This window comes from Pseudomonas sp. MF6776, from assembly GCF_016613125.1.
In the GTDB taxonomy this organism is placed as follows: domain Bacteria; phylum Pseudomonadota; class Gammaproteobacteria; order Pseudomonadales; family Pseudomonadaceae; genus Aquipseudomonas; species Aquipseudomonas iridis.
Genome location: NZ_JAENSQ010000021.1, coordinates 62,486 through 76,904 on the forward strand (window position 1 = coordinate 62,486; position 14,419 = coordinate 76,904).

The window sequence follows — 14,419 nt, forward strand, 5'->3', positions numbered from 1 at the left end:
TATGTCCCCGCCCCTGAGTAAACCGTTGGCACCCTCCTGGGTCAGCCGATTCAAGGAACAGAGCCTGGAGCGTGGTCGCCGCTACGCCCTGGAAAACCGGGTACGCATCGCCCAGGTCGGCGATGCGACCATTACCGCCAGTTGCGAAGGCTCTGGCGGTAACGTCTACCGTCAGACCATTCACCTGCGCGAGTCAGCCAAAGGCACTTTGCTGTTGGTCGACGCCCGGTGCACCTGCCCGGTTCGCAGCAACTGCAAGCATTGTGCAGCGGTGCTGCTGAAAATCCAGGAAACCCTCGAGTACCCCGCTGCCGCAAAAGACGCCGAGCTGCTGGAAAAACTCCAGGCCGTGCTGGAAAACCGTGGCCCGAAGGCACCACCGCAAGTGCTGGTCGACAACGTTCAACCAATGCCTCGCCTGTGGCTGGCCAGCGTCGAGTTCAGTGCATTTGAACCGCGTAACGGCAAGATGCAGCGCTACATTCAGCATCGCGCGGCGTTGTCGTTCAGCTATCTGGACGAATACGTCAGCGGGCAGAAAAACAGCGACATCCTGATCCGCCAGGAAAACCAGACTTTGCGGATAAAACGCCACCCGGAAGTGGAACAGTCCTACCGCGAACAGTTAAGAATCCTCGGCTTTCGTATCGCCACCCGGCAGAGCAAAGCCTTGCCGGAAAGCGCTGGCGAACTGTATGAAATGGTCAATGACAGCGCCTGGCTGACCTTCACCCTCAACGAACTGCCAAAGCTGCGCACCCAAGGCTGGGAATTGCAGATCGACGAAGAGTTCGGCTTCGACCTGACGGCGGTGGATGACTGGTACGCCACGGTTGAACAGGCGCCGGAGCGCGACTGGTTTGATCTGGAACTGGGGATCATCGTCAATGGCGAGCGCCTCAGTTTGCTGCCAATCCTGCTCAACCTGATGCGCTCGCACGCGGAAATCCTCAATCCGGAGCGCCTCGCGCGGCGCCGTGACGACGAGCTGATTCTGGTCAACATTCCACAGCGCAACCTCGAGCATGGGCCGTTGCAGGTGGCGTTGCCGCTCGGCCGGTTGAAACCGGTGCTGGCCACGCTCGGCGAGTTTTATTTGCAGGAACCTGGCGAAACCACCCTGCGCCTGAGCAAGGCTGACGCCACGCGCCTTAATTCGCTGGAGGGGCTGCCGCTGCTGTGGGAGGGCGGCGAGCAGATCCGCACGCTTGCTCAACGCCTACGCGACATTCGTGATTTCAGCATCGAAGCCCCCGAAGGCCTGAACGCAACATTGCGTCCGTACCAACTCGAAGGCTTGAGCTGGATGCAGTCGCTGCGCCAGCTGGAAGTCGGCGGGATACTCGCGGATGACATGGGTTTGGGTAAAACCCTACAGACGCTGGCGCATATTCTCAGCGAGAAAATCGCCGGACGCCTGGATCGTCCGTGCATGGTGGTGATGCCTACCAGCCTGATCCCGAACTGGCTCGATGAGGCGGCGCATTTCACACCGCAACTGAAAGTGCTCGCGCTTTATGGCGCCGGTCGCAAAAAGCACTTCGACAATCTGGCTGACTTCGACCTGATCCTCACTACCTACGCGCTGCTGCCCAAGGACATCGAACGTCTGGTGCAACAGCCTTTGCATGTCTTGGTGCTGGACGAGGCGCAGTACATCAAGAACCCCAACAGCAAAGCGGCGCAAGCGGCGCGCGAGCTGAATGCTCGTCAACGCCTGTGTCTGAGCGGTACACCGCTGGAAAATCACTTGGGCGAGCTTTGGTCGCTGTTCCATTTCCTGCTGCCGGGCTGGCTTGGCGACGTCAAAAGCTTCAACGCCGACTACCGTGTGCCGATCGAAAAACGCGGTAGCGAGGTCAGACTTCAGCACCTCAATGGTCGGATAAAACCGTTTCTGTTGCGCCGCACCAAGGAACAGGTTGCCACCGAGCTGCCGCCCAAAACTGAAATCATTCACTGGGTCGATCTCAACGAAGCGCAGCGCGACGTGTACGAAACCATGCGCCTGGCCATGGACAAAAAAGTCCGCGACGAGATCACCCGCAAAGGCGTGGCGCGCAGCCAGATCATCATTCTTGAAGCGTTGCTCAAGCTGCGTCAGGTCTGCTGTGATTTGCGCCTGGTCAATGGCGCCACCCTGCCCGCCCGCGGCAGCACTTCCGGCAAGCTCGACAGCCTGATGGAAATGCTCGAAGAGCTGTTCGAAGAAGGTCGGCGGATTCTGCTGTTTTCGCAATTCACCTCGATGCTGTCACTGATCGAGGACGAACTGAAGAAACGTAAAATCTCCTATGCACTTCTGACCGGTCAAACCCGCGATCGGCGCACACCGGTGAAGGAATTCCAGAGCGGCAATCGTCAGATCTTTCTGATCAGCCTGAAGGCGGGTGGCGTTGGCCTGAACCTGACCGAAGCGGATACGGTGATTCACTACGATCCGTGGTGGAACCCCGCGACCGAAAATCAGGCGACCGACCGCGCCTATCGGATCGGCCAGGAGAAACCGGTGTTCGTCTACAAGATGATTGCCCGAGGCACGGTGGAAGAGAAGATTCAGCACTTGCAGAAAGAGAAGTCTGATCTGGCAGCGGGCGTGCTGGATGGGCGCAAGGCTGGGGACTGGAAGTTGCAGAATGACGATATTGAAGCGTTGTTTGCGCCGTTGCCGGACAAGCTCGACAAACGTTGAGATCTTTGTCGTCTGTTAGATAGCTATCGCTGGCAAGCCAGCTCCCACAGTGATTTGGGATTGAACACTATTTTGTGAACAATACAAAAACCTGTGGGAGCTGGCTTGCCAGCGATGGAGTCAACTCGGTACAGGCCTGATCAGCCCTTGAGCACCCGCGCCAACGTCGATTTCACCTTGCCCATGCCGGCATGCAACGCCTGCTCGATCTCGGCCATGGTGATCACTTGCGTGGTCTTGCCCGCCGCTGGGTTCACCACCAGCGCCAGACACGCGTAATCCAGATCCAGCTCACGTGCCAACGCCGCTTCCGGCATACCGGTCATGCCAACGATGTCGCAACCATCACGCTCCAGACGCACGATCTCGGCCACGGTTTCCAGACGCGGTCCCTGCGTGCAGGCATAAACACCCTGATCGCTGTAATCGCAACCTTCGGCAGCCACAGCCGCAATCAATTGCTGACGCAACGGCTCGCTGTAGGGAAAGCTGAAATCGATGTGAGTGACCTGTTCCAGGTCATCGGCGAAATAGGTGTGTTCGCGCCCGCTGGTGTAGTCGACGATTTGATGCGGCACGCAGAAATGCCCCGTACCCATCGCAGGATGAATACCACCCACGGCGTTGACCGCGATGATCGCCTCGGCACCGGCCTGCTTCAGCGCCCAAAGGTTGGCGCGGTAGTTGACCTTGTGCGGTGGAAAGCGATGCGGGTGCCCGTGACGCGCGAGGAACAGCACTTCCTTGCCGGCATATTCGCCAATCTGCACGTCGGCCGAAGGCGCACCATATGGCGTGTCCACTGCCAGCGACTGGCGAATACTCAAGCCCTCGAGCTGGGTCAGGCCGGTGCCACCGATGATTGCGTAAACCGTCATAACGAAAAATCCTTAGTCGATCAATTGGGCGTCTTTGAGTGCGCCGATGGCTTGCAGCCAGCGTGGATCCTGGCGGTAGTCAGTGCTGGCAAACGCCTGACCGCGCATACGGGCGATACGCGCAGACGGTTTGACCTTCATGCGCTGCGCGGCACTCAGGGCCAATTCGGCAGCGGCGCGGTCATTGCAGACCAGGCCCATGTCGCACCCAGCAGAGAGTGCGGCTTCGATGCGACTGGCGGCGTCGCCAACCACGTGGGCGCCGGCCATCGACAGATCGTCGCTGAAAATCACGCCGTCGAACTGCAACTCGCCTCGCAGGATGTCTTGCAACCAGCGCCGAGAGAAGCCAGCGGGCTGCGAATCGACTTGGGGATAGATGACGTGTGCCGGCATGACCGCGGCCAGTTGTTTGCTCAGTTTGGCAAAAGGCACGAGGTCGTTGGCGCGGATCTCGTCAAGGCTGCGCTCGTCGTTGGGGATCGCAACATGGGAGTCGGCTTCGGCCCAGCCGTGACCGGGGAAATGCTTGCCCGTGGCGGCCATTCCGGCGCTGTTCATGCCCCGGATGAAGGCGCCAGCGAGAAACGCGGCACGCTCGGGATCACCCTCAAACGAACGAGTACCAACCACGGCGCTGCGCTGGTAATCGAGATCCAGCACTGGGGCGAAGCTCAGGTCGAGGCCGACGGCCAGCACTTCGGTCGCCATGATCCAGCCACATTGCTCAGCCAGGTATTCGGCATTCGGATTGTCTGCGATGGCGCGCATGGCCGGCAGACGCACGAAGCCTTGACGCAAACGCTGCACGCGACCGCCCTCCTGATCCACCGCCAGCAGCAAGTCCGGGCGAATCGCACGGATCGCCGCGCTGAGCTCACGCACCTGGCGCGGATGTTCGATATTGCGGGCAAAAATGATCAGGCCACCCACTTCTGGCTGACGCAACAATTGGCGATCTTCAGCCGTCAGCCAGGTACCGGCGACGTCCACCATCAACGAGCCTTGCAGGCCAGCAGTCATAGAGATTCCTTGAAAACGAAAAACCCGATCCGCATGAAATCGCCACCGAGGGCAGTGCCCGGCAGGTCGGCGATATCGATGGAGAACGGATTCAGAACGAGAGTCGGCATGGGCGGCTAGCTTAGCGGATACAAGCTGCCGCGCCCACCCGTGCGCGGTTAAACCTTGGCGGCCACCGGCGTTGATTTGCTGCGCGGGCGCAATTGCGCAGTGGCCATGGCAGCGTCGGTTACGCCGGTATCAGCGCGCATACCCGCAGCGAGGAACGGCACCATCAGGCGCATGACCTGCTCGATGGAGGTATTGACGCCGAAATCCGTCTCGGCAATCGCGCGCAACGCCTTGATGCCGGACATGCTGAACGCCGCCGCGCCGAGCATGAAGTGCACGCGCCAGAACAATTCAATCGGGGGAATGTTAGGTGCCGCTTCGTTGACCAGCAGCATGTAGCGACGGAACACTTTGCCGTACATGTCTTCCAGGTAACGGCGCAGGTGACCCTGGCTTTGGCTGAACGCGAGGCCGAGCAGACGCATGAAGATCGACAGGTCGTTACCGCTGCGAGGCTGAACCACGAGGGCTTGTTCGACGAGGATTTCCAGCAGCTCTTCGAGGGTCGGCTTGTTTTCAGGTTTGGCCTGACGGCGTTCCAGCTCTTTATCGAGACTGGCGCAGAAAGGCCCGAGGAAGCGCGAGAACACCGCCTGAATCAGCGCTTTCTTGGAGCCGAAATGATAGTTGACCGCAGCCAGATTTACGCAAGCCTTGCTGGTGATCAAACGCAATGAGGTTTCAGCGAAACCTTTCTCCGCGAACAACTGCTCTGCAGCATCAAGAATGCGTTCAACGGTTTCCGACTGGGCCATGGCTACTCCGCCTGACAAACACTTGTTTGAAACATACGTTTCAGCCTGTGTCTTGTCAAGCCTGTCGGTTCGTTTTGGGAATGGTCAGTCAGCTATTTAACCACACAAGGACGACGCATTAATAAGCACGTCCACTGACCGTCTGGCGGCTTGCAAAAAAACGGGCATTGCCAAGACCGCTTCACTGTATATAATCCCAGTCACTGTATAAAAAAACAGAGCGATCAATATGCTAAAGCTGACGCCACGCCAAGCCGAGATTCTGGCCTTTATCAAACGTTGCCTCGAAGACAATGGCTATCCGCCAACCCGCGCGGAAATCGCTCAGGAATTAGGGTTCAAGTCGCCCAACGCGGCGGAAGAACACCTCAAGGCACTAGCCCGCAAGGGTGCCATCGAGATGACGCCCGGCGCCTCTCGCGGCATTCGCATCCCTGGCTTCGAAGCCAAGGCCGACGACTCTTCCCTGCCAATCATCGGCCGGGTGGCTGCCGGCGCGCCAATCCTTGCCCAGCAGCACATCGAAGAGTCCTGCAATATCAATCCAGCGTTCTTCCACCCACGTGCGGACTATCTGCTGCGCGTGCACGGCATGAGCATGAAGGACATCGGTATTTTCGACGGCGACCTTCTGGCGGTTCACACCACCCGCGAAGCGCGTAATGGCCAGGTCGTCGTTGCTCGCATCGGCGATGAAGTGACCGTAAAACGCTTCAAGCGCGAAGGCAGCAAGGTCTGGCTGATGGCCGAAAACCCCGAGTTCGCCCCTATCGAAGTTGACCTGAAAGATCAGGAACTGGTGATCGAAGGCTTGAGTGTCGGCGTAATCCGCCGCTAAAGGAGGCTTTATGCAGTTCCCACACACACCTCAGCAAACACAACTGCCGTTATTCGAAGCGTTCATGGCGCAACCGATGGCGCCGATCCTGAAAGACGTGGTCGAGCGCCCCTGGAATACTGAACCCGAAGTATTCAGTGAGCTGTCACTGCGTGGTGCCGCCGGGAACTGCCTGAATCTGCTGGCGCCGATCCTTCGTGAGCTCAGCGACGATCTGGACGCACGCTGGCTGACGCTGATTGCGCCACCTGCCAGCCTGACCCAAACATGGCTGCGCGATGCTGGTCTGAATCGAGAGCGCATCCTGCTGTTGCAACCGAGAGGCACTCAAAGTGCTCAACAACTCGCTTGCGAAGCCTTGCGTCTGGGCCGCAGCCACACAGTCGTCACCTGGCTCAACCCACTGAACACAAGTTCACGGCAACTGTTGATCAGCGCTGCACGCACGGGCGACGCTCAGAGTTTGAACATTCGATTGGGTTGATTGACAAGCTATAAGCGCTGTGTGAAGCGCAGGGCTTCTCCAGGGATAGAGAAGCCGATCTGAAGCGGTAGTGACAAAATCAAAAAGCCGTCGGGAATCAATGAAGAACCCGAGACCCCTCATCTTTTTCAAACTCACCTTCGATCATTCGGCCTGCCATCTGCACGCCAACGCTCAACATCGCTTTTGCGATTTCCACGTGCTGGCCCTGCAGGAATGTCTTGGCGTCCTCGGAGAAATCCAGAGTCACCAGAGAACCCTCGTCCTCAGCCCTGCGCAGTTCGATTCGGCCGTCGGGTAACTCGACAATTTCTAGAAAGGACGTTGGCATATAGGTCTGTTCTCCACGAAAGGCAGGCATTATATAGACATCATTCAGGCTTCGCTCGTGATCTTGACCAGCAGCATGTTTCAGATTGCCACCGTGTCAATCATCGTCAGCATTCGTTCAAACCTTCGCGAAAACGAATAGCCAGGCTCTTGAGGTTCTGCCGCCAACTCTCAAGTTCTTCACGGCTCAACTCTTGCGGAGCCTCTTCTTCATCCAGATTAACAGCCTGAATCAACGGCTGTGTCACATCGCCCTTGGGCTTGTGTGGCACGCGAGGCGGCTGGAACAATGCCGAATGCGCGGCCAGCAATTCTGCCAGCCAGGTCTTCGGATTGGTTGCCAGTTCAACCATTTCCGCCAGTTCCGGAATCGCGATCGACTCGAGCACTTCACGCGTCAACAGCATCTCGGCCCGTGGTGCACTCGCCTGAGGCAGGCGATAGAACCCGGCAATTTCATGGCACAGCCCCAATAGCGCGCCATAGAGGTGGAACAACGCCGATTCACGTCCAGCCTGAATCAGCGCCAGAGAATTCATCGCCCGCCCTTCTTCAGCTCGAGCCAAGGCTTCCAGCGACAGGCCTGCGAAATAGATTTTCTGATTGGTGCGGGTATAGAGTTCGTGGGCCATGACGGCAGCCTCCACAACGAAATAATTGCTTCACACAGACCGGACAGTGTCGTGGATCAACGGATCACACCGCAAGCACAAAACAAAAAGGCCGCATGAAAACCCGAGGGTTCTCATGCGGCCTTTCAGTATCAGACTAACGCTTACTCAGCCTTGGCCTTCGAGCGCTTGTCTTCAACAGTCCACTTGCCACCGTCGAAGTACGCCTTCCAGCCAGTTGGCTTGCCGTCGACTTCGGTCTGCACGTATTGCTCCTTGGTCTTGCGGCTGTAGCGGATCACCGCTGGCAGACCATCAGGATCCTTCTGCGGTGCTTCGCACAGGAAGTGATACTTCGGATCGATTTCATCCTTGTGCGGAAGAATCTCGATCACCAGCGGAGCACGGGTCTCGCGGTTTTTCGGGAACTGACTGGCCGCCAGGAACAGGCCGGACGCACCATCGCGCAGGATGTAGGTGTCGTTGACCTTTTCGCATTTCAGCTCAGGCATCTTCACCGGATCCATCTTCGGCGGCGCCGCGTCACCGCTCTTCAGCAGTTTGCGGGTGTTTTTACAGGTCGGATTGGTGCAGCCGAAGAACTTGCCGAAACGGCCGGTCTTGAGCTGCATCTCGCTGCCGCACTTGTCGCATTCCAGGCTCGGACCTTCGTAGCCCTTGATGCGATAGCTGCCCTCTTCGATTTCGTAGCCGGCGCAATCCGGGTTGTTACCGCAGATGTGCAGCTTGCGCTTCTCGTCGAGCAGGTAAGCGTCCATCGCCGTGCTGCAGATCGGGCAGCGATGCTTGCCACGCAACACCAGCGACTCCGACTCACCTTCGTCGTCAGCAGCGATTTCGTCGCCCGGCACCAGGTTGACGGTGGCCTTGCAGCGCTCTTTCGGCGGCAGGCTGTAGCCCGAGCAACCGAGGAACACGCCGGTCGATGCGGTACGGATCTGCATCGGACGGCCGCAAGTGGTGCATGGAATGTCGGTCATGACCGGCTGGTTGGCACGCATGCCGCTTTCCGGGTTCTCGGCTACTTCGAGTTTCTTTTTGAAGTCGCCGTAGAACTCGTCCAGCACGTTCTTCCAGTCGCGCTCGCCCTGAGCCACGTCATCGAGGTTCTCTTCCATGCCGGCGGTGAAGCCGTAGTCCATGAGGTTCGAGAAGCTCTCCGACAGACGTTCGGTAACGATGTCACCCATCTTTTCCGAATAGAAACGACGGTTGTGCAGGGTCACGTAACCGCGATCCTGGATAGTCGAAATGATCGCAGCGTAAGTCGAAGGACGACCGATACCGCGTTTTTCCATTTCTTTAACCAGGCTGGCTTCCGAGTAACGCGCCGGCGGCTTGGTGAAGTGCTGGGTCGGATCAAGCTTGATCAGCTTCATCACGTCGCCCTGCGCCATATCGGGCAGAACGTCGTCATCGCCAGGTTTGGCAATCTGCGGCATTACGCGGGTGTAACCGTCAAACTTCAGGATACGACCCTTGGCGCGCAGCTCGAAATCACCAGCACCGACGCTGACAGTCGTCGACAGGTATTGCGCCGGTAGCATCTGGCAAGCCAAGAACTGACGCCAGATCAGCTCATAGAGACGCTCAGCATCGCGCTCCATACCCGCCAGCTTGCTTGGAATGGTGTTGGCGTCGGAGGGACGAATGGCTTCGTGAGCCTCTTGCGCGCCTTCCTTGCTGCTATAGACGTTCGGCGTTTCCGGCAAATACTTCTTGCCGAACTCATCTTCGATGTAAGCACGCGCCATCGTCACGGCGTCTGCCGAGAGGTTGGTCGAGTCGGTACGCATATAAGTGATGTAGCCGGCTTCGTACAGACGCTGGGCCATCATCATGGTTTTCTTCACGCCGAAGCCCAGACGGTTACTCGCCGCCTGCTGCAGGGTGGACGTGATGAACGGCGCCGACGGCTTGCTGCTGGTCGGTTTGTCTTCGCGCTTGACGATGCTGTAGCTGGAGGACTTGAGTTTCTCCAGCGCGGCCATGGCCTGGGCTTCGTTGAGCGGCTTGAAGGCTTCGCCCTTTTCACGCGCTACTTCGAAACGTACGGTCGAGCCTTTGGCGCTGCCGAGATCGGCATGCACTTCCCAGTACTCTTCCGGGTTGAACGCGCGAATTTCACGCTCACGCTCAACCACCAGTTTCACGGCGACCGATTGCACACGACCAGCGGACAGGCCGCGGGCGATCTTGGCCCACAGCAGCGGCGAGACCATGTAGCCCACAACGCGGTCGAGGAAACGACGCGCCTGCTGAGCGTTGACACGATCGATGTCCAGCTCGCCTGGCTTGGAGAAGGCTTCCTGGATCGCCTTCTTGGTGATTTCGTTGAACACCACGCGCTTGTAGCGGCTGTCGTCACCACCAATGGCTTCGCGCAGGTGCCATGCAATGGCTTCCCCCTCGCGATCCAAGTCGGTTGCGAGATAGATGGTGTCAGCATCCTTGGCGAGCCGGCGCAGCTCCTCGATGACCTTCTCTTTGCCCGGGAGGATCTCGTACTTGGCCTTCCAGCCATGATCGGGATCGACACCCATACGCGAGACCAGCTGCTTGCGCGCTTTCTCTTTCGGCGTGAGCACCGGACCTTCGCCTGCGGCAGCCTTGCCGCGCTTGGCGGCTGGCTCTTTGCTGGCGCTAGCCGAACCGCTGGTGGGCAGGTCTCGGATATGGCCGATACTCGACTTCACCACGTATTGGTTGCCCAGATACTTGTTGATGGTCTTGGCCTTAGCCGGGGATTCCACAATGACCAGCGATTTGCCCATGGATCAGAAAATTCCTGAATTCTAGAAGTGAAAGGCGGTTGGCGCCTGACGCGGCACCGCTATATATAGTTGATACAAGGTGAGGTCAAGCGCAGGGTATTGCGCGCACTCCCCTTATGCCTTGGAAAACAGGCTCGGTTCGGCTTGCACCAAAGCAAAGCGTGGGACCTGCTCGCCGTCAACCTCGACGGACTCCAGAAACATGCTCAGGGGACGCACCCAAAAGCCGTAATCGCCATACAGGGCTTGGTAAAACACCACTTCTTCTTCCGTCTCGGAATGCCGCGCGACATTGAAAACGCGGTACTGCGGACCTTTGTAATGCTGGTAGAGCCCAGGTTGTATCGGCATGGTTTGGCCCTCCCTCAATTTTTTTCAAAATAAAAACAAAATAAATCCACAAAAACAAAAACCGGGGCACTTGGCCCCGGCTTCCATCGACGAGACGCTTAAACGCGTTCGAAGACGGTGGAGATGCCTTGGCCGAGACCAATGCACATAGTGGCCACCCCGAAGGTGCCGCTATTCTGCTTCATCACGTTCAGCAAAGTGCCGGAAATCCGAGCACCGGAGCAACCGAACGGGTGACCCAGGGCGATCGCGCCGCCGTGCAGGTTAACCTTCTCGTTCATCTTGTCGAGCACTTTCAGATCTTTCAGCACTGGCAGAGCCTGTGCGGCGAAAGCTTCGTTGAGCTCGAAGAAGTCGATATCGTTGATGCCAAGGCCCGCACGCTTCAGGGCTTTTTGTGTTGCCGGAACTGGACCATAGCCCATGATTGCCGGATCCACACCCGCCACTGCCATCGAACGGATCACCGCCATCGGCTGGATACCCAGGTCCTGCGCACGCTGAGCCGACATCACGATCATGCACGAGGCACCATCAGTGATCTGCGACGAAGTACCGGCCGTCACGGTGCCGCCCTTCGGATTGAACGCCGGCTTGAGGGCCGCCAGACTTTCCAGGGTGGTTTCCGGACGAATGGTTTCGTCGTAGTCGAACAGTTTCAGGAAACCGTTCTCGTCGTAACCCTGCATCGGGATGATTTCGTCTTTGAACTTGCCTTCCAGAGTCGCCTTGTGGGCGAGCTGGTGGGAGCGCACGCCAAAGGCGTCCTGCTGTTCGCGAGTGATGCCGTGCATTTTGCCGAGCATTTCAGCGGTCAGGCCCATCATGCCCGAGGCTTTCGCCGCGTACAGCGACATGTGCGGGTTCGGATCGACACCGTGCATCATGCTCACGTGACCCATATGCTCGACGCCGCCAACGACGAACACGTCACCGTTACCGGTCATGATCGCTTGCGCAGCAGTGTGCAGCGCGCTCATCGACGAGCCACACAGGCGGCTGACAGTCTGACCGGCAGCCGTGTGCGGGATCTGGGTCATCAGCGACGCCATGCGCGCGATGTTCCAGCCCTGCTCCAGGGTCTGGTTGACACAGCCCCAGATCACGTCTTCGACTTCGTTCGGATCAACCTTGACGTTACGTTCCAGCAATTTACTGATCAGGTGCGCCGACATGTCTTCGGCGCGGGTGTTGCGGTGCATGCCGCCCTTGGAGCGGCCCATCGGAGTACGACCGAAGTCGACAATCACGACGTCTCTTGGATTCAAGCTCATAAAATTTCACTCTCGCTCAAAAGTTGGGACGCTTAACCGAAGAACCGCTGGCCGGTTTTGGCCATTTCACGCAGTTTCGCGGTCGGGTGGTACAGCGCGCCCAAATCAGCGTACTGGTCAGCCAGGGCAACGAACTCGGCAACACCGATCGAATCGATGTAGCGCAGCGCACCGCCACGGAATGGAGGGAAACCGATACCGTAGACCAGACCCATATCGGCTTCAGCGGCGGTTTCAACGATGCCGTCTTCCAGGCAACGCACGGTTTCCAGGCAGAGCGGGATCATCATCCAGTTGATGATGTCTTCGTCAGTGACTTCGCGCTGCTCGTAAACGATCGGCTTGAGCACTTCCAGTACCGACGGATCGGCAACTTTCTTCTGCTTGCCCTTCTTGTCGGTCTCGTAGGCGTAGAAGCCCTTGCCGTTTTTCTGACCCAGACGCTTGGCTTCGTAAAGCACGTCAATGGCCGAGCGACGGTCATCTTTCATGCGATCCGGGAAGCCTTCCGCCATGACGTCACGACCGTGGTGACCGGTGTCGATGCCGACCACGTCCATCAGGTACGCCGGGCCCATCGGCCAGCCGAATTTTTCCATGACCTTGTCGATACGGACGAAGTCCACACCGGCGCTGACCAGTTTGGCGAAACCGCCGAAGTACGGGAACAGTACACGGTTGACCAGGAAGCCCGGGCAGTCGTTGACGACGATCGGGTTCTTGCCCATCTTCTTGGCGTAGGCAACGGTGGTGGCAACAGCCAGCTCGCTGGACTTCTCGCCACGGATCACTTCCACCAGCGGCATCATGTGCACCGGGTTGAAGAAGTGCATGCCGACGAAGTTTTCCGGACGCTTGAGGGCCTTGGCCAACAGGCTGATGGAAATGGTCGAAGTGTTGGACGCGAGGATGGTGTCCTCTTTGACCTTGTCTTCAACTTCGGCCAATACGGCTTGCTTGACCTTCGGGTTCTCGACCACAGCTTCAACGACCAGATCGACGTGACCGAAATCACCGTAGGACAGGGTCGGACGAATGCCGTTGAGCACTTCAGCCATTTTCGCAGGGGTCATGCGACCTTTATCAACGCGGCCAACCAGCAGCTTGGCGGCTTCGGCCAGACCCTGCTCGATACCGTGCTCGTTGATGTCCTTCATCAGGATCGGCGTGCCTTTGGAGGCCGACTGATAAGCGATACCGCCACCCATGATACCGGCGCCCAATACAGCGGCCTGCTTCACGTCTTTGGCGATTTCGTCGTAGGCCTTAGCCTTTTTCTTCAGTTCCTGATCGTTCAGGAACAAACCGATCAAGCTCTGCGCGGCAGAGGTCTTGGCCAGTTTGACGAAACCGGCGGCTTCAACTTCCAGCGCCTTGTCGCGACCGAAGTTTGCAGCTTTTTGAATGGTCTTGATCGCTTCAACCGGCGCCGGATAGTTCGGGCCAGCCTGACCGGCGACGAAACCTTTGGCGGTTTCGAAAGCCATCATTTGTTCGATAGCGTTCAGCTTGAGCTTTTCCAGCTTCGGCTGGCGCTTGGCCTTGTAGTCAAACTCGCCGGAAATGGCGCGTTTGATCAGCTCAAGGGCAGCTTCCTGCAGTTTCTCTGGAGCAACCACAGCATCGACTGCGCTAACTTTCAGCGCGTCTTCCGGACGGTTTTCCTTGCCGGAGGCAATCCACTCGATGGCGTTGTCGGCACCGATCAGGCGCGGCAGACGTACGGTGCCGCCGAAGCCTGGGTAGATGCCCAGTTTGACTTCCGGCAGACCAATCTTGGCATTGGTGGACATGACTCGGTAGTCAGCCGCCAGGCACATTTCCAGACCGCCACCCAGGGCGATGCCATTGATCGCGGCGACAGTCGGAACGTTGAGGTCTTCGAAATCGCTGAAGATCTTGTTGGCTTCGAGATTGCCAGCAACGAGCTCCGCATCCGGCAGCTTGAAGTTCTCGACAAATTCGGTGATGTCGGCGCCGACGATGAACACGTCCTTGCCACTGCTGACGATCACGCCCTTGATCGAAGCATCTGCCTTGATGGTGTCTACGGCCTGACGCAGTTCGTTCAGGGTTAGACGGTTGAACTTGTTGACGGACTCACCCTTGAGGTCGAATTTCAATTCGACGATGCCACTTTCAAGAGCTTTAACCGTGATGGCTTTACCTTCGTAAATCATCAACTGATCTCCACGATATGGAAGCTGAACAGTACACGTCGGACGCAGGCGAATGGCTAGGCAGGACGCTTTTTCGTCGATGCTGACACCAATCCAC

General features: G+C 58.0%; 12 protein-coding genes. 3 read left to right on the plus strand and 9 right to left on the minus strand.

All coding sequences use genetic code 11. The features are described from left to right. Position 1: 1 nt before the first annotated feature. A complete protein-coding gene (locus JJD74_RS21600; RefSeq protein ID WP_200616766.1) occupies positions 2-2,692 on the plus strand; it encodes a DEAD/DEAH box helicase in 2,691 nt (896 codons plus the stop codon). Positions 2,693-2,832: 140 nt separating this feature from the next. Here the strand turns inward: JJD74_RS21600 and JJD74_RS21605 are convergent, their stop codons facing one another. The 3 genes from JJD74_RS21605 to JJD74_RS21615 all read right to left on the minus strand — a co-directional run bounded on the left by JJD74_RS21605 (position 2,833) and on the right by JJD74_RS21615 (position 5,459). After that, on the minus strand, positions 2,833-3,570 hold the full coding sequence (locus JJD74_RS21605; protein ID WP_200616767.1) for an S-methyl-5'-thioinosine phosphorylase: 738 nt from the start codon (positions 3,568-3,570) through the stop codon (positions 2,833-2,835). A gap of 12 nt (positions 3,571-3,582) precedes the next feature. Further along, positions 3,583-4,593 carry a beta-N-acetylhexosaminidase gene (nagZ, locus tag JJD74_RS21610; RefSeq protein WP_200616768.1) on the minus strand — a complete coding sequence of 337 codons (1,011 nt, stop codon included), beginning with the start codon at positions 4,591-4,593 and terminating at the stop codon, positions 3,583-3,585. 158 nt (positions 4,594-4,751) lie between these two features. Beyond that, on the minus strand, positions 4,752-5,459 hold the full coding sequence (locus JJD74_RS21615) for a TetR/AcrR family transcriptional regulator (protein ID WP_042560164.1): 708 nt from the start codon (positions 5,457-5,459) through the stop codon (positions 4,752-4,754). A gap of 229 nt (positions 5,460-5,688) precedes the next feature. On the opposite strand from JJD74_RS21615, the gene lexA reads away from it, so the two are divergent. Continuing rightward, positions 5,689-6,297, plus strand: a complete 609-nt coding sequence (lexA, locus tag JJD74_RS21620; RefSeq protein WP_200616769.1) for a transcriptional repressor LexA — start codon at positions 5,689-5,691, stop codon at positions 6,295-6,297. A gap of 10 nt (positions 6,298-6,307) precedes the next feature. Beyond that, complete coding sequence (sulA, locus tag JJD74_RS21625; RefSeq protein ID WP_042560166.1) at positions 6,308-6,781, plus strand: SOS-induced cell division inhibitor SulA; 474 nt, start codon at positions 6,308-6,310, stop codon at positions 6,779-6,781. Positions 6,782-6,878: 97 nt separating this feature from the next. On the opposite strand, the gene JJD74_RS21630 is transcribed toward sulA, so the two are convergent. The 6 genes from JJD74_RS21630 to fadB form a co-directional block, all read right to left on the minus strand. Further along, entirely contained in the window at positions 6,879-7,112 is a 234-nt protein-coding gene (locus JJD74_RS21630; protein ID WP_042562149.1) for a hypothetical protein, read from the minus strand. A 106-nt stretch (positions 7,113-7,218) separates the two neighbouring features. Beyond that, complete coding sequence (locus JJD74_RS21635) at positions 7,219-7,743, minus strand: DUF6586 family protein (protein ID WP_200616770.1); 525 nt, start codon at positions 7,741-7,743, stop codon at positions 7,219-7,221. Between the two features lie 143 nt (positions 7,744-7,886). Beyond that, on the minus strand, positions 7,887-10,517 hold the full coding sequence (gene topA / locus JJD74_RS21640) for a type I DNA topoisomerase (protein WP_042560168.1): 2,631 nt from the start codon (positions 10,515-10,517) through the stop codon (positions 7,887-7,889). Positions 10,518-10,631: 114 nt separating this feature from the next. Continuing rightward, positions 10,632-10,868, minus strand: coding sequence for a DUF1653 domain-containing protein (locus tag JJD74_RS21645; protein WP_042560169.1), 237 nt, complete (start codon positions 10,866-10,868; stop codon positions 10,632-10,634). Between the two features lie 98 nt (positions 10,869-10,966). Beyond that, complete coding sequence (gene fadA / locus JJD74_RS21650) at positions 10,967-12,142, minus strand: acetyl-CoA C-acyltransferase FadA (RefSeq protein ID WP_042560170.1); 1,176 nt, start codon at positions 12,140-12,142, stop codon at positions 10,967-10,969. Positions 12,143-12,174: 32 nt separating this feature from the next. Continuing rightward, positions 12,175-14,322, minus strand: coding sequence for a fatty acid oxidation complex subunit alpha FadB (gene fadB / locus JJD74_RS21655; protein WP_042560171.1), 2,148 nt, complete (start codon positions 14,320-14,322; stop codon positions 12,175-12,177). Positions 14,323-14,419: the final 97 nt, after the last annotated feature.

What these genes read in the sequence shown, in the direction of transcription:
- sulA (WP_042560166.1), top strand. Translation starts at nt 6,308, where the DNA reads ATGCAGTTCCCACACACACCTCAGCAAACACAACTGCCGTTATTCGAA.
- fadA (WP_042560170.1), bottom strand. Translation starts at nt 12,142, where the DNA reads ATGAGCTTGAATCCAAGAGACGTCGTGATTGTCGACTTCGGTCGTACT.
- nagZ (WP_200616768.1), bottom strand. Translation starts at nt 4,593, where the DNA reads ATGACTGCTGGCCTGCAAGGCTCGTTGATGGTGGACGTCGCCGGTACC.
- JJD74_RS21605 (WP_200616767.1), bottom strand. Translation starts at nt 3,570, where the DNA reads ATGACGGTTTACGCAATCATCGGTGGCACCGGCCTGACCCAGCTCGAG.
- JJD74_RS21645 (WP_042560169.1), bottom strand. Translation starts at nt 10,868, where the DNA reads ATGCCGATACAACCTGGGCTCTACCAGCATTACAAAGGTCCGCAGTAC.
- JJD74_RS21600 (WP_200616766.1), top strand. Translation starts at nt 2, where the DNA reads ATGTCCCCGCCCCTGAGTAAACCGTTGGCACCCTCCTGGGTCAGCCGA.
- JJD74_RS21630 (WP_042562149.1), bottom strand. Translation starts at nt 7,112, where the DNA reads ATGCCAACGTCCTTTCTAGAAATTGTCGAGTTACCCGACGGCCGAATC.
- JJD74_RS21635 (WP_200616770.1), bottom strand. Translation starts at nt 7,743, where the DNA reads ATGGCCCACGAACTCTATACCCGCACCAATCAGAAAATCTATTTCGCA.
- JJD74_RS21615 (WP_042560164.1), bottom strand. Translation starts at nt 5,459, where the DNA reads ATGGCCCAGTCGGAAACCGTTGAACGCATTCTTGATGCTGCAGAGCAG.
- fadB (WP_042560171.1), bottom strand. Translation starts at nt 14,322, where the DNA reads ATGATTTACGAAGGTAAAGCCATCACGGTTAAAGCTCTTGAAAGTGGC.
- lexA (WP_200616769.1), top strand. Translation starts at nt 5,689, where the DNA reads ATGCTAAAGCTGACGCCACGCCAAGCCGAGATTCTGGCCTTTATCAAA.
- topA (WP_042560168.1), bottom strand. Translation starts at nt 10,517, where the DNA reads ATGGGCAAATCGCTGGTCATTGTGGAATCCCCGGCTAAGGCCAAGACC.